The organism is Acetobacterium sp. UBA5834 (assembly GCF_002435675.1).
GTDB lineage: Bacteria > Bacillota > Clostridia > Eubacteriales > Eubacteriaceae > Acetobacterium > Acetobacterium wieringae.
The window spans coordinates 22,929-45,213 of the sequence record NZ_DJGY01000020.1; the positions used below are offsets into that span (position 1 = coordinate 22,929).

Genomic DNA, 22,285 nt, shown 5'->3' on the forward strand with positions numbered 1-22,285 from the left:
ATGAACGTTACCGAAGCCATCAGCTACATTGAAGCAACCCATAAGTTTGGCACCCGGTTAGGGCTGGACAGCATGAGACTCCTACTGAATGCCATGGACAACCCCCAGGATAAACTTAAATTTATACACATTGCCGGTACCAACGGCAAAGGATCCACTTCCACCATGATCGCCACCGTCTTAAAAACCGCCGGATACACTACCGGTCTGTTTACCTCTCCCTTTCTGGAAGCCTTTAATGAACGGATCCAGTTAAACAATGAACCGATTGATGATGACAGTCTGGTCGCCGCCACTACCTTTGTCAAGGAACGGATCGAAGTGCTACTGGAGCAAGGCGAACCCCACCCGACCGAATTTGAAATGGTGACCGCCGTTGGTCTTCAATACTTTTATGAAAAACAGGTGGACTTTGTTGTGCTTGAAGTTGGAATGGGTGGAAGGCTTGATGCCACCAACATCATCAAAGATCCATTGGCGGTAGTGATCATGGGGATCAGCAATGATCACACCGACTACCTGGGAAACACCCTGGCTGAAATTGCCTATGAAAAAGCTGCCATTATCAAAGAGGGCTCTGATGTCGTTGTCTATCCTCAGGATCCCGAAGCCCTAAAAGTCATTCTTGACTTTGCGGAGTCCAAAAATGCCAATACGGTTTTGGTTAACCCCGATGACATTTCAATTCTAAGCCATACCACCCACAATCAGACCCTGAAATATCGGGGTGATCATCTCTATCTGGATGGCTTCTCCTTAAAACTGCTGGGTGATCATCAATCCCTGAACTGCCTGACCGCGCTGGAAGTCATTGCCCTACTGATTCGCAAAGGCTATTCAATCAACTCCAGTCAGATAAAAAAAGCGCTGGCTAATGTTGTTTTTCCGGGGCGTTTTGAAATTTTTCGGGAAAATCCGGTGATCCTCATCGATGGTGCCCACAACAGTAATGGGATCCAGGCCTTTGTCAATAATATGAAGCAATATTTTCCCAACCGTACGATCAACCTGTTTTTCGGAATGCTGGAAGATAAGGACATCGAAGAATCCTTATCTTATCTGGTGCCCATCGCCAGCACCATTCACACCCTGACGCCTAACAGTGACCGGGCCATGCCAGCCGATAAAATGGCCGCATTAATCAGCACTAGCTATGGCAAAAGCGTCGATTTCTACGACAATATGGATGACGCCGTTAACAGCATTAACCTGACCAAAACAAACGAAGTCAATGTATTTGTGGGTTCCCTTTATATGATTGGTGAAGCCCGCACCCTGATCCGGAAAAATTTACTATCAAACTAAGTTTAAAATTTTCACAACATTAATTAAAAAGTAGGGGCGATCCGAGATCGCCAGTAAACGTGGGTGGTTATGCCATACGTAACTGGCGATCACGGATCGCCCCTACAATTTTTTATACGGTCACTCTTATTTTATTATTTCAGTGCGCAAGTTAGCAATCGAATCACCGCTGCTTTATCGGGAGCATGAAAGAGCTCATTGCGAATCACCGTGGCATGGGGAAGACCTTTGGTATAGGCCGCCAGATGTTTACGCATTTCCCGGAGTCCAGCCTCCTCGTTTTTTAGCAGCCCCAACAAATCAATGTGTTTAATGGCGACCTGGACCCGTTCTTCAGGCGTCGGTTTGGCGAGCACTTCGCCGGTATCTAAATAATGCTTAATTTCCCGAAAAACAAAGGGGTTACCAATGGCTGCCCGACCAACCATCAGCCCATCGACCCCGGTTAATTCAATGGCCTTTTGGGCCGCTTCACCACTGTTGATATCGCCGTTTAAGATGATCGGAATCCCGGCATTTTTTTTGACCTCAGCAATAATCTCCCAATTGGCCAAACCGGAGTAATAGGCTTCCCGGGTGCGGCCATGGATCGTTAGGGCCGCCGCCCCAGCAGCTTCCACCCCCTCGGCGATTGCCCGGATATTGATGCTCTGATCATCCCAGCCAATACGGGTTTTGACAATCAGCGGCTTCTGGGAGGCCTCTGCCAATGCACTAACTACCGCAAAAAACAACTCCGGTGTTTTTAACAGGGCTGAGCCTTCGCCATTTTTGGTAATCTTGGGGGCCGGGCAACCGGCGTTAAAATCCAAAAAGGCATAATCGGTGGCATTAATATAATCCCTGACGACCTGTGCCAGAATATCCGGATCGGAGCCAAACAGTTGGATTCCCGCCGGTGCTTCCTGCTCACAGGTCAGCATTAAATCAGCCGTCTTGTGATCCTTATAGTATAGACCCTTGCCGCTGATCATTTCTGAAAATACCACTCCAGCCCCAAACTCTTTGGCCATCAGCCGAAACGGCAGGTTGGTGTAGCCAGCCATTGGCCCCAAAAAAAGAGGGGTTTCAATTGAAACATCCCCAATTTTCAGAACGCTATTTTTTTGTTCACATGCAGATTTTGTTTTCATCGTTAATCCTGTTTACCGGAAATTCTTATCATGGATAATCTTTAGCCCTTTAAGGGACAATTGCGGATCATAAACATTGATGGATTTTGTTTCCTGGTAAAACAGACGGCCATACCCGCCGGTTGCCACCACCTTCATATCCTTAACGCCAGTCTCTTTTTTAATCTGTTCAATGATATACTCTACCTGACCGATATAACCATAAACTAAACCCGCCTGCATACTGGTTACCGTATCTCGGGCCAATATTGACGACGGTTTTTTAATTTCGATATTGGGCAGCTTGGCGGCATTTTTCCACAGCGCATCAATGGAAATCTGAATCCCCGGGGTGGTCACCGCCGCCGCAAAAGCCCCTTCCCTGGTAACATAATCAAAGGTAGTGGCCGTTCCAAAGTCGGTGACGATTAATGGTCCGCCATAAATGCTATAGGCAGCTACCGCATCGACAATCCGGTCAGCTCCAACTTCCGATGGATCCGAGGTATTAATGGGCATTCCGGTTTTGATACCCGGCCCCACCACCATCGGTTCCACCCCGATATATTTTTTTATGCCATTGATCAGTGAGTACATGATGTTTGGCACTACTGACGCAATAATGACACTGCTAATTTTGTCCACCGATATTTCTGAATTTCTGAAGAAGGATTTGATCAGCACTCCATACTCATCCGAGGTTCGCGGTGTTTTGGTGACAAAGCGCCAGGAATAGGGGATTTCATCGCCGATCAGAACCGCCAGTTCTGTATTTGTATTTCCGACATCAATACCTAAAATCATGTTTCCTCCTAAAGATTGGTTTCCAGTTTTTTTGCAACCTTCTCGTTGAAGCGGGCTTTATCGACAATAAAACGCTGATGAATCGCTTCTCCAATTTTTTCCACGTTATCCCATGCATCGATATCAAAATTCAAGGCCCGTTTTTCAACCGATACCAGCGTCGCCTTAATCCGAATTTCGACTCCCACTGGTGAAGCTGCCAGATGTTTTAATTCGATGAGGGTTCCCACGGTGGTGCTGTTATCGGGTTGACTTGCTTCCACCCCTTCAAAGGCCGTATTTTCCATCCAGGCTACCAGTCGGGGCGTAGCCAGCACCGCTTCACCGCCGCTGCCTAAGGCCAGGGCAGTATCTTCTTTATTTACAAAAAATTTCTTTTCAAAACTGGTTCCAACTTTCAGTTCTTCCATTTCATCCTCCATGTCTTTTTGTCAAATTCAACTGATTTCATCGTTCATATTTTAAGCATCTTATCTTAAAAAAAGCCGTCATATGAACGGCTTTTCTACGTGTTAATTATTCAATTTCAGCTTCGATCTCAACTTCTACCATTTTTTCTGATTCCGGCTGTTCTTCAAACAGCGCTTTGAATTCTTCACCAGTGACGGTTTTATCTCTCAGCAGGCGAGTGGCAATCTCTTCGAGCTTTTCCTGATGTGTTTCCAGAATCGAGCAGGCCCGTTCAAAAGCATTTTCCACAATCGTACGGATTTCCTTATCAATGACCGCCGCAACTTCCTCGCTGTAATTGCGGGAACGTCCCAGATCCCGACCCAGAAAGACTTCGCCGCTGTCAGAATGTCCAAAAGTCATTGGCCCCAGATGCTCACTCATTCCCCATTCTGTTACCATGCTTCTGGCAATCTTGGTCGCTCGTTCAATATCATTGCTGGCGCCGGTGCAAATATCATCCAGAGCGATTTTTTCAGCCGCCCGTCCACCCAGCAGACCGCAGATATTTTCCAGCAACTTACTTTTACTCATATGCTGTCGATCATCATCCGGCAGTGACAAGGTATAACCAGCTGCCATACCCCGGGGAATAATCGATATTTCATGTACCGAGTCACAATTGGGTAAAAGATGCATCACGATCGCATGTCCGGCTTCGTGATAAGCTGTGATGTGTAAATCATCCTCGTTGATCACTTTGCTTTTCTTTTCAGGACCGGCGATCACCCGTTTGATGGCTTCTTCCAACTCGACCATGGTAATCAATTTACCACTATGTCTGGCTGTCAGAAGAGCAGCCTCATTCATCAGGTTTTCCAGATCTGCCCCGGTGAAGCCCGGTGTCCCTTTGGCAATGGTAGCCAGATCGACCTCAGGTGCCAGGGGTTTATCTTTTTTATGGACATTGAGAATTTCTTCCCGACCTTTTACATCCGGTACACCAACAGTTACCTGGCGGTCAAAACGCCCTGGTCTCAGTAAGGCTGGGTCAAGAATATCCGGACGGTTTGTAGCGGCAATAATGATAATGCCTTCGTTGATACCAAAACCATCCATTTCGACCAGCAATTGGTTCAGGGTTTGCTCCCGTTCGTCATGTCCGCCACCCAGACCAGCGCCACGATGTCGACCAACCGCATCAATTTCATCAATAAAAATGATACAGGGGGCGTTTTTCTTGGCATTTTCAAAAAGATCCCGAACTCGGGACGCTCCGACCCCAACAAACATCTCGACAAAATCCGAACCACTGATGGTGAAAAACGGCACTGCCGCTTCACCGGCCACCGCTCTGGCCAGAAGGGTTTTCCCGGTACCCGGAGGTCCAACTAATAAAATCCCTTTGGGAATCCGGGCGCCCAATTTCCGGTAGCGATCCGGAGCTTTCAAGAAATCAACAACTTCTTCCAACTCTTCTTTTTCCTCATCGGCACCGGCGACGTTTTTAAAGGTCACCTTGGTTTCCCCTTCAACGTGAAGTTTTGCCCGACTTTTACCAAAGGACATTACCTTCCCGCCACCACCACCAGCCTGTTGGCTGAAGACAAGAAAAAATACCACCATTAAAACAATCAACACCACTGATGGAATTAACGAAATCCACCAGGAATCCTGCTGCTTGGTAATGGTTACCTTCACATCGTTTTCTAAAATATACGGTGTTACCTGTTCGTCTATTACATATTGCGGTACCACTGCCTCAAATTCTTCGCCACTTCTTAGAATGCCGGTGACATTTGAGTTGTTTATTTCCAGTTCTGCTACCTGATTATTCTCCAATTCAGTCAGCAGTTCACTATAAACAATCGTTTTAACCTCTTCTTTCATGGGGTTTAAAAAGGTTACAGCGACAATAATGATCAATAGAATTACTAAATAAAACCCAATCATCTTAAGGTATTTATTCAAAAAACATCACTCCTCTCACGTTCAAATTGTACTTTTTTCCGCTATGCTTATTCATATACTTCTCGTTTTAAAATCCCGATAAAGGGAAGATTCCGGTATTTTTGAGCATAATCCAATCCGTATCCAACTACAAATTCGTTGGGTATTTCAAAGCCGATATAATCAGCAATAACCCGCTGTTCCCGACGCTCCGGCTTATCCAGTAGCGAACAGACCTTCACATCCGCGGCCCCCAGACTTTCAAAGCGATTTAATAAATATTTCAGGGTATTGCCGGTATCAACGATATCTTCAACCAACAAAATACTCCGGCCTTTGACATCCATCGATAGGTCCGCTTCCAGTTCAACGACTCCAGAGCTCCGGGCTTCAGCGCCATAGCTGGAGGCCTTTAAAAAATCAATCTCCAATGGAATCGGGATCTTTCTAATCAAATCGGCCATAAAAACCGATGATCCTTTTAAAATGCCAATCAAGATGGGATACTTCCCCCGGTAATCTGCGGTAATCTTTTCTCCAAGTTCTGCGACACGCTTTTCCAATGCCTTTTCATCAACCAAAATTTCCTGAATATCGGCTATCACATTTTTCTCCTAACATAAGGTATGTTACCCTAATTATTTTTTTTGTATCATCATTGGCCAAAAATCGTTGATTGATGGCATAGCCCAAAATCCATAAGACCTCGTTATCTACCACCAATAGCGGAATCTCATTTCTGCGATTGCGATCGATTTTTTTGTCAATAAAATACTTCTTAATGGATTTTTTCCCCAGTAAACCGGGAGGATAAAAATAGTCTCCTGACTGACGGCTACGCAAAACCAATATGCCTTTTATTTTATCATAATCAAAATATTTTTCACAATGATTTTCCACTTCTTTCGAAAAAAAACACCTTTTATTTTTAAATTCAGCCGGAGTAACCAGTTTCGTCTCGACGATCAGATGCTCTTTAGCAAAGAGGTAGGTTTTGTTTACCAGAATCCGTTTGGGTGTTATCATGACATCTAATTGCACTTCTTTTTCAGACACCATTACTCGATCATAACGGCGGCTAACGTGAATGTCATGCGGGAAGTGGATTTCCCAGATCGTTTTGTCGCTCTTTAATAAACTATAAAATGCAGTGATATGATTGTACTCAATTTCCTTTAAACTACCCTTAAATCTAAAAATAGCCCGCCGTAAAATTTCTTTCTGAACCACCGGTTCCTCACCCAACCACACGTCACGATTAATAACTACCCGGTTTATTTCAGAACCCAAAATCCGATCTTCAATCAGATCCACATATTTCTCAAAAAACGCTTCATATTCATAGGCAATTTTTGTAAATTCATTAAAATGGACTTCCGCCCGGGGATTGATTTCTAAAACCATCGGCATAATATCCAAACGGATTTTATTGCGGGTATAGTCACGCTGAAAGTTAGTGGCATCAGTTCGAAAAGCCAGTTTATGGGTTTTGCAATACTCCAGAATTTCTTTTTTCTCCAGACACAGAAATGGCCGGATATATAAATTGTCCCGACTGGACTTTATGCCTGAAACGCCCTTGACTCCAGTACCGCGAATCAACCGCATCAGCATTGTTTCCGCCTGATCGTTGATATGATGGCCCATCGCGATCCGATTATAACCATGCTCTGCAGCGATGACACTAAAAAAGCCGTAACGTTCTTTCCGCCCCGCTTCTTCTACTGATATTTTCTCGATCTGGGATATTTGCCGGATATTTCGTTGTCGCGAAAAGAAGGGGATGTTCCGCGCTCGACAAAATTCTTTTACAAACTCCTCGTCGGCATCAGCGGCGGCTCCCCGAAGACCGTGGTGAAGATGCGCCACACCGAGGGTTATTTCAAATTGGTTGGCATATTTGTCCAAAAAATACAATAAAGCCAGCGAATCTGCTCCACCGGATACGCCGATGAGAACATGATCGCCAGCCTCTAAAATTCCCTGTTCTTCAATGTATTGAATTACTTTTTTCTCCATGGTTTCACCACTTCAATAAAATTCTCGTTTCTAATTTTTTAACAAAAATAGATAAAAAAAATGGTGGTCGCAACAGGGCTCGAACCTGTGACCCCCTGCTTGTAAGGCAGGTGCTCTCCCAGCTGAGCTATGCGACCACGAAATAATCTGGAAACTATTCGGTTGTGATGATACAAATTAATTGGTGACCCCTAGGGGACTCGAACCCCTGTTACCGCCGTGAAAGGGCGGTGTCTTAACCGCTTGACCAAGGGGCCACTGATTTATTTTTTTTATGGTAGCGGCGAACGGAGTCGAACCGCTGACACTACGGGTATGAACCGTATGCTCTAGCCAACTGAGCTACGCCGCCATGAAAAAAAGGATTTGTATATTTGGTTGCGGGAGCAGGATTTGAACCTACGACCTCCGGGTTATGAGCCCGACGAGCTACCAAGCTGCTCCATCCCGCGATGTGAGTAATTGAGCAAGTTTATCAAGTGACCATTTTAAAAAGTGGTGCCGAGGACCGGAATCGAACCGGTACGGTCGAAAGGACCGCAGGATTTTAAGTCCTGTGCGTCTGCCAGTTCCGCCACCCCGGCACTTTTTCGTCCGTCCCCTTGCTCAAGGGACAAGTGTTATTATACGCCCATCCATAGACAATGTCAAGCTTTTTTAAAAAAAATATTTCTATTTATTTTCCATGACAAAATGGCGGTATGCTGCGCCTTCGAGGTTATCATAATCACAGACGGTAAAAACAGTTTCCCCAGTGATTTTAAAAATATTCAAAAGTAAAAAAGCCCCGGCTAAAATAATATCAGCCCGTTTGGCTTCCAGCCCCACCATATTTTGTCGCTCCTTGATGGTTTTACTGGCTAAACTATCAATCATACGTTCCAGCTCATCTTTAGTAATGGTACTCTGATGAACCATTTCACTGCAATAGGTCTTCAGTTCCTGTTTGATCGTTGATAAACTGGTGGCCGTTCCACCAATACCAATGAGTTTATAGGGTTTGGTCGGCAAAAATCCATGTGTCTTTTTTTCAAACTCGGCATAAATTTTCTCATTCATCCGCTCCAATTCCTGAAAGGTTGGTGGATCAGAAAAAATAAATTCTTCGGTACAGCGAACACAGCCCAGATTAATACTCATCATTCTTTTTATTTCATTATCTTCGCCATAAATAAATTCGGTACTACCGCCACCAATGTCAAAAATCAGAATTTTTTCTTCAAAGCACTGAGACACCCCAACAAAACCAAGCTCTGCTTCAGCTTCACCAGAAATCACCTCAATTTCGAATCCCAGTTTTTCTTTAACTGCCTCAAGATAGGCCGCTGTATTATCGGCGTCCCGCATGGCACTGGTACCAAACAAATAAAACGCTTCCACCCCATAATCGGCGGCGATATTTTTGTACTCTTCCAGGGCTTCCATATTTCTTTTTTCGGCATCGGGATGAAGCCGTCCGGTTTGATTGACTCCCTGGCCCATCCGGGTATAACGAACCGATTTGTTGACCCGCACCAGTTTTCCCTGGTCATTTCGAAAAATCAACATCCGGGTGGAATTGGTACCTATATCAATCACCGCCAGATGGCGTTTTTTTTCTTTTCGTTCAATCAAATCAAGTTCACTACCATCTAAATTACTGTTGCATTTATTGTTCAACTGTTTGCCCATCGCTTTCTGCAGCATCTTTCTGGGTTTCCACAATGACGATGGTTTCATCCGGATAATATAAACCTAGATATCGCCGTGCAAAATTCTCCACATAATTCTTGCTGCCCATCTGTTTAACCTGTTCATCTAATTGATTACTTCTTATTTTTTCATTTTCGATTTCTTGGCTAATTTGGATCTTTTGCTGATCCAACTCATAGATTTTTATGGCATTGGCCAGATAGATGTAGACGGTAAACAAAATTGTCCCGATAATTGCCAGGGCAATGATGATTCGACGTCTGATCAGGTTTCTCGTTTTTTCATTCATCTTCGCTTCTTCATTTCCGGCAGGCCTGCCCTACAATTCCCGATACATATCTCCTGCTTTATCTTTAGGAGCATGTTCCAGGCATTCAAGAACCTCCACCTTTTGTTCTCCGTCACCATAACGGATGGTAATAATATCTCCGGGTTTCACCTGGTCACCCGGTTTAGCCACCTTGTCGTTAATGGATATCCGCCCGCCGTCACAGGCGTCTTTTCCCACGGTTCGACGTTTAATAATTCTGGCGTTTTTTAAATATTTATCAATTCTCATGTAGTCCTCATTATTCTAAATCAAAAAGCTTAAAACTAAAACCACTGATAAAACAAAAAGCCAGAGCATCGCCCCGGCTTCTGTAACTTTGCTTACTTATTTACTTCATCCTTAAAGCCTTTACCCGCTTTAAAGCCAGGGGCTTTAGAGGCTGCTATTTCGATGGGCTCTTTTGTTCGTGGGTTAAGACCTGTACGTGCTGCACGTTCTCTAACCTCAAAGGTTCCAAAACCTACTAATGACACCTTGTCTCCATTTTTCAAGGTATCTACCACTGTGTCCAAAAAAGCACCTAATGCTTTTTCTGAATCTTTTTTTGATAAACCCGACTTTTCTGCCATTTGGGCAATTAATTCTGATTTGTTCATTTTTTCCTCCATCTGATAGTTTCCAGTATTCTATTGTAATATTATAAGCGTGTTCACCAGCAAATTACAAGTTTTTTTTGCTTTTTTCGGCTTTTTCCACTATTAAAGCCCTTTTGACCGATTCCAGGCCTCATCTAATTCCTCAAAAGTATAGTCATTTAGTGATTTATTCTCTTGACTGGCAACTTCTTCCATTTTTCCAAAGCGCGCAATGAATTTTTCTGTCGCCTTTCTTAATACCAGTTCGGGCTGTAATTTGAGTAATCGGGATACATTAACCACTGAAAAAAGCAGATCTCCCAGTTCTTCAGCAACCTTTTGGGGATCATTTTCCGCCATTGCTGCTCTTAGTTCAAGTGTTTCCTCATCGATTTTTTCCAGGGCAGCCGTTGGCTCCGGCCAATCGAAGCCGACTTTAGCCGCCTTCTTCTGAACCTTATAGGCCTCCATTAAAGCCGGCAGAGCTTTGGGAATTTTTTTCATTTCGGATGCCAGTCCGGGATTTTCCTGCGCAGCTATCGACTCGCCCTTTTCCAGCCGTTTAATGGCATCCCAGTTGGTTTCGACCTGATCCGGATTAAAGCTGGCCTTGTCGATAAAAACATGGGGATGGCGCCGGATCATTTTTTCATTGATTCCAGAAATCACCTGGTTGATGTTAAAACGACCGGCCTCACTGGCAATTTCAGCATGGAAGACAATCTGAAACAAAACATCGCCCAACTCTTCCGCCAGATTATCCCAGTCCTGATTATCGATGGCTTCCAGTACCTCATAACTCTCTTCCAGCAGATAGCTTCTCAAGCTTTCATGCGTCTGGCTGCGATCCCATGAACAGCCTTCCTTTGCCCGCAGTGCTTTCATCAGCTCGACGGTGCCCTGAAATCCCTGATAGACATCAATTTCGGCAGGAATGAACAGGCTGGTCAAATGATTGATGTCATCGATGCGATCAAGTTCATAAAGGTAAACTTCCATTGATTTTTCAGCCCCGGGAATCCCGGAGTTAATCAACAAAACTACCCTTTTTTCCGGGTCATAGATTTCCATTAATTGAAGTTTCAACTCTGAAGCCATATGTCGATCGTACACCTGGGTCACTAAGGTGCCAATTCGAGGATCAGGAGGATTTTTGAATAAATCAAAGGCATCAATGATTTTTAGCCCATTGATCGGATCCGCTTCCAGACTGTTGAGCGTCACGTCGACAAAACTCACCCCGGGATAAATCCGATAACTAATGCCAGCAGCTTTGGCTGCAACGATCAATTTCTCAACGGTTTTTTCACCAAACAGCGGGTTTCCGGGAACTGCATAAACCAATTTTTCATTTGTCTTGGCAGTCTCAATCAGAGTCGCAACGATTTGATCATAAACCGCTTCAAACGAGTTTTCCTGCTCATAATAACAGTCAAAACTTTGGTAAGTGATGGCTTCCTGCCGAATAAAATCCATCACCGGATGGATCGTTGTTCTAAAAAAATTAGGACTTGCGTCTTTTAATAACGTTAATGTTTCCAGGGTGATCTGGCCGGGACTACCCGGGCCTAATCCAACAATATCAATATGATGCATGTGTTTGTTTCCTTTCTTGATCGGTTATTGATGTCTGATCCGCCTTTTTTTACGACCGGGCACCAATCGCTCGAGCCAATGAAAAAAGCGAAGCAGGGTGCGACTTCCCGGCAATACACTGATTTCGTCTGCCGTTATACCTTTGATTAAAACCAGCACAAAGGAGTAAATAAAGACACCAATGGATACCGCAATGATAATCCCCATAAATCCACCCAGCAGGGCTGCAATTCCCTTGTAGACAAAAAACACGGCAATTCCCATCACGATGGCAGCAACCAATGGTTTTAAGGCAGTGTGGATAAAATCCACCTTGATATGGGTGTAACGCTTAACCGAGGCGTAGTTGGCCGCTGTCAGATAAATAAAGGTAATCATGCTGCTGATGACAATCCCCTGAATATTGAAAAAGGGAATCGACAAAAATATCCAGCCGGTGATAAAGCGGATAATAATGGCCACCCCCAGATTGATCAGCGGAATGCGAAACCGGTCGATGGATTGAAGGATGCTCTGAAAGGTATTGGAAAGCATCATAAAAATCGTTGCATAGGAAAAGGTGCATAAAATAAAGCCCCCATAAGGTGATCCCGGAAAAAGCAGATCAAAAATGCCGTAGGATAGCACCGACAAACCAATACAGGAGGGAAAAGCGACCAACAGAATGACCCGGATCGCCAACACAATTTTTTGATTCATGGCTTTGCGGTCCCGCATCGCAAAGGATTCCGAAATCGCCGGGATCATTGCTACTGCCAGATTACCGCTAATAATCAGCGGAATGGTAATCAATATTTCAGCATTGGTAAAATCACCAAACATCATTGTGGCGGTAACCTCATCAATACCAGCAACCGCCAAGCGGGATACGTAGATAAACGAATCAACCGTCGAAAACATCGCGACCAGGGCCGATGTCAAGGTCACCGGAATCGAGATGATCACCAGCCGTTTCAGCAGGGCCCGGTTGGAACGCTGCCGTTTTTTGGTTCTTGTTTTAAGCAGCCGTTTATTTTTTGTTGCAAAATTGTAGTACAGATACGCTAAAAAAATAGCCGCCACCAGACCACCGGCAGTCGCCCCAAAAACCGCTCCACCGACGCCAAGGCCAATGCCAAATTGACCCACAAAAACCCAACATAGCAAAACACCCAGAAAAACCCGGACAATCTGCTCAAGAATCTGGGAAACAGCGGTCGGAGTCATGATCTGGAATCCCTGAAAAAAGCCTCGAAAGGCCGATACAAAAGCGATAAACAAAGGCGCCAGAGCAATGGCCACTAAAGCCGGATAGCTTTCTGCCGTCCAGTTTGCCGTTTCGATAATCCATTCCGCTCCAAAAAATAAAAATAAACTCGATAACGTCCCCAAAACTGTCAGAATCAGGATCGACAGCTTAAATACCCGATGGGCGGTGGCATATTCATTTTGAGCAATGCTCTCAGACACCATTTTAGAGATGGCCACCGGAAAGCCCACCGTCGAAACCATCAACAGCAGGTTATAGATACTGGTGACATTTCCGTAAATCCCATTTCCATAGCTACCTACCATCTGGTACAGGGGAATCTTAAAAAAGAGGCCCAGCAGCCGCGATAAGATCCCTGCCGCAACCAGGATACTGGCACCCTTTAAGTAATTTGATGTTCGCTCAGACATAGATAAACCTCTTTTTTTACAGTGTTGCAAACACCCAATGGCGTTTTGCAGATTGTTTTTTATTATATCTTATCAACTATTCATACACAACCAAAAAGCACTGAAACTCAGTGCTTTTTGTGGGTTATGCTTAGATGATACTAGATTTTATTTTCATATACTTTGACATTTAATTCAGTTTTTAACTCTTCCAGATAAGCGTCAGCCGGAGTAACAATGTCGTTAATTTTTACTTTGAATTTGTTCATCAACTTGGTTTTAAGCTTATCAAATTCTTCCGTAACTTTTTCGCTTTTTAATGTTTCGGTTATTTCTTCTTTTTTATCTTCCAGACTCGGAGTTTCTCCATCTTTTTTATCATAGACATAAATGACATGGTAACCATAGTCGGTTTTAACTGGCTCGCTGACGGTATTGACATCCATACCAAAGGCGGCATCTGAGAACTCAGATACCATGGTTGACTTGGTAAACGCCCCCAGATCGGCAGCTTCCTGAATTCCCTCGGTGGTCTGGTATTTAGCCATAATCGCATCAAATTCTTCGACCGTTTTAGCATTTTTGGCTTCAGCGTAAACCTGATCCGCCAAGGCTTGCTCGCTGGCTAAAATATGTTTGGCGGAAACGGTGCTGGTATCGTAGGAAGCTTTGTTTTCATCGTAGTATTTTTTGATTTCGCCATCCGTCACTTTTACAGTACTTTCCAGATCTGCCTGTACTGCTTTAGAAACGGCTGATGCCGTGGCATCCTGTTTCATAAATTCTTTAAATTGAGCAATGGTCAAGAATTTTGTATCGAGAAACTGTTGCAGTGCTTCGTCCCCTGGCAACAGATAATTGATAAACGCTTCCTGGGTAGTCACATAGCTATCAATATTTGTCTGATCCGTTGTCAGTTTCTTTTCTTCGGCATACTGAGCCAGCGCTTTTTGTTCGGCAATGGTGTTAAAGATGGTTTCATTGGTTGTTTTCATGGTTTCATCATCAGTTTTAAGGGCCTGTTGCGTCTGATAATAGGTCAGTAATTCCTCGTTGGCCAACCGATAATTATAAACATCTTTTTTTACTTCATCCTTACCAACGGTTCCAACAACTGTATTTAGCTCTTTACTGGGGTCCGCCTTTAAGGTGTTGTTATAATTGGTTTCCATGGTGTTGGCATAGCTGTAATCCAACAGGAATTTATTTAAAAATGCCTCGAAAGAAGCGGCATCCGTGTTATACGTTTCTAAAACAGCGGCATATTTTTCTTCGCCCAGGGTTGTTTTTAGTGATTCCAGCATACTGGTTGCATTGGCCGCGATCCCGGTTTCATCGACGGTCACCCCATCTTTTTTGGCTTTGGCGGTGAGGGTTTCAACCCGTACCAAATCGTCCAGGATATCTTTTTTCAACTGGGTCAGCTCTTTATCGGTGGGGAATGTCATACCACTGGCATCAAAATACATCTGGTAATATGCCATGTAGTTGTTAAAATTCTCTTTTAACAAGGGGGTACCATCAATAACGGCGATCTCCACCTTCTTATCCTGTTCAGGATTTACCTTAACCAAACTGCAACCTCCGGCAAAAAGACTGACACTGATAACACCAGTCAGCAACAAAGCCAGAATACGAGATTTCTTCATTTTTGTTGTTCTCCTCTTCTTTTATTAATATCATATCATTAAGACCTTGCCCAGTTTAACACACGACAACTGGACTTTACCTTAATTCTTTGCCGGAACCAGTTGGCCCAGAAATTCACCCAGGGCTTTGAGATAGGTCTGGTCCCGCTCATGTTTTAATACGATCCGCCAACGGATCTGATCGCCTTTACCGGCATTAAACTTAATATTATAGCGATTAAACAGTTCCTTCATCAGTTCCGGATCAGGAATGGGTATTTCTCTGGCACTGTCAAAGGTGAATAACACTGAATTGCCGCGCTCCCGGATTTCAGTCATTCCCAGCATTCGGCCCAGGTGTTTAATCATTGCCAGTGACATCAAGTTATAAACCCCATCCGGAATTTCCCCAAAGCGATCCAACAGTTCATCTTCCAGTTCGTCATAATCTGCCTGGGATTTGACATATGACAGCTTCTTGTAGATATCATATTTTAATTCCTCATCCGCAATATATTTTTCAGGAATATAGCTGCTGACATTGAGGTTGATTAACAGTTCGCTGGCTGAGAAATCCATTTCTTTTCCCAACCGTTCGTGGATGGCCTGATCCAAAATCCGACAATAGAGTTCATAACCGATGGTGGCCAGATTACCGGACTGGGCTGCTCCCAGAATATTGCCGGCGCCTCTGATTTCCAGATCCCGAAGGGCGATTTTAAAGCCCGAACCAAAAGCGGTAAAGTCTTTGATGGCTTTTAAGCGTTTCTGGGAAATTTCCGAGAGCACCTTGGGCCGATGGGTCACATAGGTATAACCCTGAACATCCGATCGCCCGACCCGTCCCCGGAGCTGATATAATTGGGACAGCCCCATATAATCACCATTGTCAATAATCAGGGTATTGGCATTTTTTATATCCAGTCCCGATTCAATAATGGTGGTGGTCACCAGAACATCAAATTCCTGTTCTAAGAAATCAACCATAATGTCTTCCAGTTCCTGACCAGTCATCCGACCATGGGCCACGACAATTCGGGCTTCCGGAACCAGTTTTTGAATTTTTCTGGACACTTCAAAGATATCATGAATCCGGTTGTGAACAAAATAGACCTGACCCCGCCTGGCCAGTTCCCGTTCAATCGCATCTTTGATAATGGCTTCGTTGTATTCCATCACGTAGGTCAGAACTGGTCGACGGCCCGCCGGGGGCTCGTCGATAACGCTCATATCCCGAACCCCGATCATTGACATGTGCAGGGTCCTGGGAATCGGGGTGGCACTGAGGGTAAGGACGTCGACATTTTCTTTGAGTTGCTTGATCCGCTCCTTATGACCAACCCCAAAGCGTTGTTCCTCATCAACAACCAGTAAGCCCAGATCTTTAAAGATCACGTCTTTTGATAAAAGCCGGTGTGTACCGATGATCAGATCCACCTGACCGGCAGCCAGTTGTTTTAAGGTTTTATCCTGATCAGATTTTGACCGGAAGCGGCTGAGCAGGCCAATGCTGACTGGATATTTATTAAAGCGCTCCAGCGCCGTCTGGTAATGCTGCTGCGCTAAAATAGTGGTGGGCACCAGAAAAGCTACCTGCTTGCCCTCCATCACCGCCTTAAAGATCGCCCGCAAAGCGACCTCGGTTTTACCATAACCGACATCCCCGCAGAGCAGCCGATCCATCGGTCGGGGAGATTCCATATCTTCCTTGATTTCATCCACCGCCTGAAGCTGGTCGTTGGTTTCCTCATGGGGAAATGAATCTTCAAACTCCTGCTGCCAGCTGGAATCCGGACCAAAGGCATAGCCCTTTAAATTCTGGCGTTTGGCATATAATGCAATCAGCTCATCGGCCATTTCTTCAACAGCCGCTTTGACCCGGGATTTAGACTTGCTCCAGTCATTCGTCCCCAACTGGTTGATCTTCGGCTTTTTCTCGCCGGTTCCCACATAAACCTGGATGGCATCGAGCTGATCCACCGGACAGTAAAATTTGGCTTCATTGGCATATTCAATGACCAATAAATCTTTAATCGTCTCATCGATTTTTAATTGTTCAATCCCCCGGTAGACCCCGATGCCGTGGGTATCATGAACTACAAAGTCCCCTTGATTCAATTGGGTAAAGGAATCGATCTTACGCCCCTTTTGACGGCGGCGCTTTTTCCGCTGGGTCGATTCTTTGATGATTTCACTTTGATTGATACAAATCAGCTTTTCATTTGTCAATTCAAACCCGCCACTGATTTCGCCAGTGACCAGCTGAACTCCCGGCAGGGCCTGATTGGTAAAGCGGTGAATATCCGCATCCGTCAATATTTTTTTTAGCTTTTCGATACCCGCTTCATCCTGGGCCCGTAAATGAATGATCGCATCCTGTTTGAGCTTTTTTTGAACAAATTCAATAAATAGCGGCATTTGACCTAAAAACGCATCGTTTTCTTTGACCGCTAAATCCAGGCTTATTCCTTTTTTGCCCCGGGACGTAAATAAATGGAGCTTTAACTGCGCCTGGATCTCCAGCACTTTCTCAATTTTTGAAAAAGAATTAAATTTGTTTTTTTCTTCCGAAAACATCAACTGTTCGTCCATCAGGGTCTGAAAATCACTGTGCAACTTATTGACAAAAACGGTCTGGGCTTCCTTAATGCGGGGCGGCTCATCCCAGATCACCAGCGCAGCTCCCAGATAATCGGTGAGCATTCCCTCAGACTTGATAAAGGCAAAGAGCGTTTCGTCGTGGCTTCCCGGATCTTCGTTGAGCCGTTCAACCAGCGTCTGATAACCGGGAATATCACCATAATTTTTTTTAATCTGCTTTTGGGCTTTTACGCGCTCATCATCCGCCAGAATAATTTCCCGCCCCGGAAAAATCGTCACCTGATTACGCGAGTCGGTTGATAACTGGGTTTGGGGATCAAAGGTTCTAAGCGATTCAATGGTATCACCAAAAAAATCAATCCGGTAGGCTTCCCCACCGGTCGTGGAGAACACATCAATGATCCCGCCCCGGCGAGCAAACTGGCCCCGGGCCTCGACCTGGGATACTGACTCATACCCCAATTCATAGAGGCGCTTCGTCAATTCAACCGGATCCCAGCTGTCCTCCACTGCCAGGGAAAAACTCAGCTCTTTAAATCTCTCTCGGGGCATTTGTTTTTTTAACAATGTTTCTGCGCCCATCACCACCACAAAATGGTCATCAGATAATAACTTTTCGAATACCCGCAAACGCTGATGATTAATTTCCTGACTGTGGACATCAGCAAAATAATCATGAATTGGCTCGGCCGGGAAATAAAGCACCTGATCCCCGAGTAGTCTCTCCAGATTCTCAGCTGTCTTCTGGGCCTGATAATCGGTTGCCGTAACATAAAGAACTCGCCTTGACTGCTGGCTTACAATCAGCCCGGTCAGCACTTCTTTAAAGCTGTTGTTAACATTAGAAAGATTAATGATTTCTCCCGGGGTCAGGTTATTCAAAATGGTTTGGATCGTTTCACCCTTTAACAGGTTTTGATAAAGTAATTCCATACTCTCTTCTTTCATTTTAAAACACGGATAGCCCGGGTTTTAAACCCGGGCCCCTGTTTTGTATTCTTTTTCGCACGTCTAAGTCCTGCTCTTTTATCGTCTTTTACTCTGATATTTCCGGTACATTGGATTCTTTAGTCTTATCTTCTTTAGATCTTTCAGTCTTTTTTCGCACATTGATCTGGTTCATCGCCAGATCAACACCCTGCTTGACAAAAATATCCACCCCTTTGGCCGCTTCCAACACGGCGTTTTCCATGGCTGGAAATTCGCTTTTAGGAAAACGTCCCAACACATAGTGCACCAACTCCGAACCCAGTCGGGGGCGGCCGATGCCAATCCGGATGCGGGGAAAATCGGGATTGCCCAGATGCTGGATAATCGATCGCATCCCGTTATGGGTTCCGGCGCTACCCCGCTGGCGAATCCGTACATCCCCAATCGCCAGGTCGATATCATCATAGATCACCAGCAGATTCTCCAGCGGAATCTGATAAAAATTCATCAGCCCAGCCACGCAAAGTCCACTGTTATTCATGTAGGTAGTCGGCTTGGCCAGCATAATTTTATGCCCTGCTTCACGATAGACCCCGGTTAAGCCATGCTGTTCTTTCTTGGTGATGGCAATCCCTTTTTTATCACTGAGATAATCAAGGGTTTCAAAGCCGATATTATGCCGGGTTCCATCGTACTCTTTGCCAATGTTTCCCAATCCAACAATCAGATGCATTGCAAACCCTAAACGTATCTTCCCACAAAAAGCTTACTCAGTGATCGACCAAAATGGACATAGTCAATCGCCCGACCAAAAAGAGTTCCAGTGGATAAAATCTTTATCTTGTCGATCTGTTTTTCCTTGGGAATAATCAGGGTATTGAGGGTAACCAGTTCTTCAATAGCCGAATCCTGAATCCGCTGAATCGCCGGACCGGAAAACACCCCATGGCTGCAGGCCGCAAAGACCGAACTGGCGCCCAAATCAATCAGCGCATTAGCACCGGAGGTGATCGTTCCCGCTGTATCAATCATATCATCAATCATGATACAGTTTTTCCCTTTAACATCCCCAATAACATTCATAACTGCGGTTTCATTGGGACGGGGACGTTCCTTGTCGATGATCGCAAACGGGCAATTCAAACTTCTGGCCAGCTTTCTGGAACGCTTGACGCTGCCCACATCCGGGGAAACCACAACCATGTTTTCCAGTTTCTTTTCACGGTAATACTCTGTAATCAAAGCGCTACCGGACAAGTGATCCAGGGGAATATCAAAGAAACCCTGAATCTGGTTGGAGTGAAGATCCATGGTGATAACCCGGTCGGCTCCAGCGGTGGTTAACAGGTTTGCCACCAGTTTAGCTGTGATGGGATCCCGGGATTTAGCCTTCCGATCCTGTCGGGCATAACCATAATAAGGAATTACAGCATTAATTCGTCCGGCCGAAGCACGTTTCATGGAATCAATGAGAATCAGTAATTCCATCAGATTTTCATTTACTGGGGTTCCAGTCGACTGAATCACAAAAACATCGGCCCCCCGAACCGATTCAAAGACATTAACGCCGATTTCCCCGTCACTAAAGGAAACCACCTCAGCGTTACACAGCTGAACTTCTAAATATTCGGCAATTTCCTGTGCCAAAGCAATATTTGAGTTCCCAGCAATAATCTTAATTCCACTATACTTTCCATCCATGCGTTTCTTACCTCTTCTTAATTTTCTCAATTTTTCTATTATAAATGATGTGAACGGCTATTTTTTTAAATAGCCTACCTTGTTGACCTGTCGGGCTCTGGCAATCGCCAGACTATCTTCCGGAACATCGTCAGTGATGGTCGATCCGGCGGCGATATAGGCCCCCTCTTTTACCGTAACCGGGGCAATCAGATTCGTGTTACAGCCAACAAAGGCATCTTTTTCGACAACGGTTCGGTATTTTTTCTTGCCATCATAATTGACAAACACCGTCCCGCAGCCGAGGTTGACATTCTCACCAACATCCCCGTCCCCAATATAGGTCAGGTGAGAGGCTTTGGCGCCATCTGCCATGGTGGAATTCTTAACTTCCACAAAATCACCAACCTTGCAATGCTTACCAATCTGGCTTCCCGGCCGAATATATGCATATGGTCCAACGCTGGTGTACTCGTCAACGCTACTATCCAGTATTGTGGAATTCTGAATAGTAACATTATTCCCAATTTTTGCGTCAACTAACCGACTATTTGCACCAATAACACAATCTTTTCCAATTTTCGTCTGACCTTCCAGTATGACCCCGGGATAGAGCACCGTGTCCTGATCAACAATAACCCGAGCGCCAACATAGGTGGTGACCGGATCGATAAAGGTCACGCCCGTCTCCATCAGTTTATTATTGATCCGTTTTCGCATCACTGCTTCGGCTTCAGCCAGCTGTACCCGGGAATTAATGGCCTGGATGTCTTCGGGATCCGGCGTCACATAGGTGCCGGTGGTTTTTCCCATTCTCCGCAGGATTTCAATAACATCGGTGAGATAATACTCATCCTGAGCATTGTCGGTTTTTAGTTCTTTAAGCGCCAGAATCAAACTCTGGGCATCAAAACAATACATCCCGGAATTGATTTCTTTAATCTGTTTTTCAACCGGAGTCGCATCTTTTTCTTCTACAATTTTAAGCAGCTCCCCGGCACTGTTTTTGATCATCCGGCCATAGCCGCTGGGCTCTGCAAATTCTGCCGTCAACACCGTGGCGGCATAGCCACCGTTTTCATGGGCAGCAATCAGACCGGTCAGGGTTTCTGCTTGAATCAGTGGCGCATCGCCGACCAGCACAATCAGATTTCCCTGCAGTTCTTCAAAAAAAGGCAACGCCTGAATCACTGCATGTCCCGTACCCAATTGTTCCTGCTGGAAATAGGTGGCAATCTCCGGTGACAGGCTTGCTTTAACCTGTTCGGCTTGAAACCCAATAATTACGCCAATTTCTGAAATTCCTGAAGCCTTGCTGACCGCTATCACATAATCCAGAATATTCTCCCCACAAACCTGATGAAGTACCTTGGGCTTCTGGGAGCGCATCCGGGATCCTTCTCCGGCTGCCAAGATAATAACTCGTGAATGGTTCATATTATTCTCCAAACATTTATAATAATTAACAACAAAAAAAGGGAAACGCTTCCCCCTTTTTAACTTTTTTTGTTTAATTTTTATTCTTCTTCGTAATCTACTTCTAATTCAACTGCTGCTTCTTCTTCATTGGTTACTTGATTATCCTCTTCTATGGCCTTTTCGTAAGCGCGCAGGACACTTTCCTGCATTTCACGACGGGTACCCATGTTAATGGGATGTGCAATATCCTTGAATTCGCCGTCCGGCGTTTTTCGACTGGGCATTGCGATAAAAAATCCGCTTTGACCCTCAATTACCTTAATATCATGAACAACAAATTGGTCATCAAAAGTAACTGAGACAATCGCTCTCATTTTACCCTCTGGATACGTTTTCCGTACTCTTACGTCTGTTATTTCCATCTCGTAAGCCTCCCCTTTGAAATAAAGTCACATGTCTAGGTATATACTAACACAAATTCAACTATATTAAAACAAAAACCTTGAAATTTTTCCATTCTTACTTATTTTCTAAAAGGGTAAAAAAACAAATAATTTCTTTAATTTCAGGTACTGCCAATCGATTGAATTATAAAATGTGACATCATATTTATTT

The 22,285-nt window shown here is 44.7% G+C and carries 19 protein-coding genes and 5 tRNA genes; 1 reads left to right on the forward strand and 23 read right to left on the reverse strand.

The features are described from left to right. Nucleotides 1-1,305 (forward strand): bifunctional folylpolyglutamate synthase/dihydrofolate synthase, encoded by a 1,305-nt coding sequence (locus B3F51_RS04375; protein ID WP_286945666.1) that lies wholly within the window; start codon nucleotides 1-3, stop codon nucleotides 1,303-1,305. Nucleotides 1,306-1,439: 134 nt separating this feature from the next. Here B3F51_RS04375 and dusB read toward each other — a convergent pair whose 3' ends face one another. The 23 genes from dusB to spoVG all read right to left on the reverse strand — a co-directional run bounded on the left by dusB (nucleotide 1,440) and on the right by spoVG (nucleotide 22,092). Then, complete coding sequence (gene dusB / locus B3F51_RS04380; RefSeq protein WP_286805259.1) at nucleotides 1,440-2,438, reverse strand: tRNA dihydrouridine synthase DusB; 999 nt, start codon at nucleotides 2,436-2,438, stop codon at nucleotides 1,440-1,442. Between the two features lie 12 nt (nucleotides 2,439-2,450). Then, nucleotides 2,451-3,221 carry a type III pantothenate kinase gene (locus B3F51_RS04385; protein WP_148637899.1) on the reverse strand — a complete coding sequence of 257 codons (771 nt, stop codon included), beginning with the start codon at nucleotides 3,219-3,221 and terminating at the stop codon, nucleotides 2,451-2,453. Between the two features lie 8 nt (nucleotides 3,222-3,229). Beyond that, a complete protein-coding gene (locus tag B3F51_RS04390; RefSeq protein WP_286945668.1) occupies nucleotides 3,230-3,631 on the reverse strand; it encodes a thioesterase family protein in 402 nt (133 codons plus the stop codon). Nucleotides 3,632-3,737: 106 nt separating this feature from the next. Continuing rightward, nucleotides 3,738-5,564 carry an ATP-dependent zinc metalloprotease FtsH gene (ftsH, locus tag B3F51_RS04395; RefSeq protein ID WP_414632361.1) on the reverse strand — a complete coding sequence of 609 codons (1,827 nt, stop codon included), beginning with the start codon at nucleotides 5,562-5,564 and terminating at the stop codon, nucleotides 3,738-3,740. 65 nt (nucleotides 5,565-5,629) lie between these two features. Continuing rightward, complete coding sequence (hpt, locus tag B3F51_RS04400) at nucleotides 5,630-6,166, reverse strand: hypoxanthine phosphoribosyltransferase (protein WP_286945672.1); 537 nt, start codon at nucleotides 6,164-6,166, stop codon at nucleotides 5,630-5,632. After that, nucleotides 6,135-7,580 (reverse strand): tRNA lysidine(34) synthetase TilS, encoded by a 1,446-nt coding sequence (gene tilS / locus B3F51_RS04405; protein ID WP_286945674.1) that lies wholly within the window; start codon nucleotides 7,578-7,580, stop codon nucleotides 6,135-6,137. Before tilS ends, hpt begins: the two co-directional genes overlap by 32 nt. Before the next feature lie 61 nt (nucleotides 7,581-7,641). Continuing rightward, nucleotides 7,642-7,717 (reverse strand) — tRNA-Val (locus tag B3F51_RS04410). Between the two features lie 45 nt (nucleotides 7,718-7,762). After that, nucleotides 7,763-7,837, reverse strand: a tRNA-Glu gene (locus tag B3F51_RS04415). A gap of 18 nt (nucleotides 7,838-7,855) precedes the next feature. Continuing rightward, nucleotides 7,856-7,932, reverse strand: a tRNA-Met gene (locus tag B3F51_RS04420). 23 nt (nucleotides 7,933-7,955) lie between these two features. Next, nucleotides 7,956-8,032 (reverse strand) — tRNA-Met (locus B3F51_RS04425). 44 nt (nucleotides 8,033-8,076) lie between these two features. Further along, a tRNA-Leu gene (locus B3F51_RS04430) sits at nucleotides 8,077-8,164 on the reverse strand. An 88-nt stretch (nucleotides 8,165-8,252) separates the two neighbouring features. Further along, the gene (locus tag B3F51_RS04435) at nucleotides 8,253-9,266 is read right to left on the reverse strand and encodes a Ppx/GppA phosphatase family protein (protein ID WP_250934542.1); all 1,014 of its coding nucleotides are present in this window, start codon (nucleotides 9,264-9,266) and stop codon (nucleotides 8,253-8,255) included. Next, nucleotides 9,229-9,561, reverse strand: a complete 333-nt coding sequence (locus B3F51_RS04440) for an FtsB family cell division protein (protein ID WP_070369515.1) — start codon at nucleotides 9,559-9,561, stop codon at nucleotides 9,229-9,231. The genes B3F51_RS04435 and B3F51_RS04440 overlap by 38 nt, the downstream gene beginning before the upstream one ends. A 30-nt stretch (nucleotides 9,562-9,591) precedes the next feature. Next, nucleotides 9,592-9,831 carry an RNA-binding S4 domain-containing protein gene (locus B3F51_RS04445; RefSeq protein WP_070369516.1) on the reverse strand — a complete coding sequence of 80 codons (240 nt, stop codon included), beginning with the start codon at nucleotides 9,829-9,831 and terminating at the stop codon, nucleotides 9,592-9,594. Nucleotides 9,832-9,923: 92 nt separating this feature from the next. Further along, nucleotides 9,924-10,211, reverse strand: a complete 288-nt coding sequence (locus B3F51_RS04450; protein WP_014357319.1) for an HU family DNA-binding protein — start codon at nucleotides 10,209-10,211, stop codon at nucleotides 9,924-9,926. A gap of 90 nt (nucleotides 10,212-10,301) precedes the next feature. Beyond that, the gene (mazG, locus tag B3F51_RS04455; RefSeq protein ID WP_148637903.1) at nucleotides 10,302-11,774 is read right to left on the reverse strand and encodes a nucleoside triphosphate pyrophosphohydrolase; all 1,473 of its coding nucleotides are present in this window, start codon (nucleotides 11,772-11,774) and stop codon (nucleotides 10,302-10,304) included. Nucleotides 11,775-11,798: 24 nt separating this feature from the next. Next, the gene (locus B3F51_RS04460; protein ID WP_286945678.1) at nucleotides 11,799-13,433 is read right to left on the reverse strand and encodes a putative polysaccharide biosynthesis protein; all 1,635 of its coding nucleotides are present in this window, start codon (nucleotides 13,431-13,433) and stop codon (nucleotides 11,799-11,801) included. A 140-nt stretch (nucleotides 13,434-13,573) separates the two neighbouring features. After that, nucleotides 13,574-15,061: a peptidyl-prolyl cis-trans isomerase gene (locus tag B3F51_RS04465; RefSeq protein WP_148637904.1), complete on the reverse strand. Its 1,488-nt coding sequence runs from the start codon at nucleotides 15,059-15,061 to the stop codon at nucleotides 13,574-13,576. A gap of 81 nt (nucleotides 15,062-15,142) precedes the next feature. Further along, nucleotides 15,143-18,574, reverse strand: coding sequence for a transcription-repair coupling factor (gene mfd, locus B3F51_RS04470; protein ID WP_070369520.1), 3,432 nt, complete (start codon nucleotides 18,572-18,574; stop codon nucleotides 15,143-15,145). 103 nt (nucleotides 18,575-18,677) lie between these two features. Continuing rightward, on the reverse strand, nucleotides 18,678-19,304 hold the full coding sequence (pth, locus tag B3F51_RS04475) for an aminoacyl-tRNA hydrolase (RefSeq protein WP_070369521.1): 627 nt from the start codon (nucleotides 19,302-19,304) through the stop codon (nucleotides 18,678-18,680). Between the two features lie 8 nt (nucleotides 19,305-19,312). Continuing rightward, nucleotides 19,313-20,272, reverse strand: coding sequence for a ribose-phosphate diphosphokinase (locus B3F51_RS04480; RefSeq protein WP_070369522.1), 960 nt, complete (start codon nucleotides 20,270-20,272; stop codon nucleotides 19,313-19,315). A 57-nt stretch (nucleotides 20,273-20,329) separates the two neighbouring features. Next, nucleotides 20,330-21,688, reverse strand: a complete 1,359-nt coding sequence (gene glmU, locus B3F51_RS04485; protein ID WP_286945682.1) for a bifunctional UDP-N-acetylglucosamine diphosphorylase/glucosamine-1-phosphate N-acetyltransferase GlmU — start codon at nucleotides 21,686-21,688, stop codon at nucleotides 20,330-20,332. Between the two features lie 80 nt (nucleotides 21,689-21,768). Next, entirely contained in the window at nucleotides 21,769-22,092 is a 324-nt protein-coding gene (spoVG, locus tag B3F51_RS04490) for a septation regulator SpoVG (RefSeq protein WP_026394661.1), read from the reverse strand. Nucleotides 22,093-22,285 lie beyond the last annotated feature (193 nt).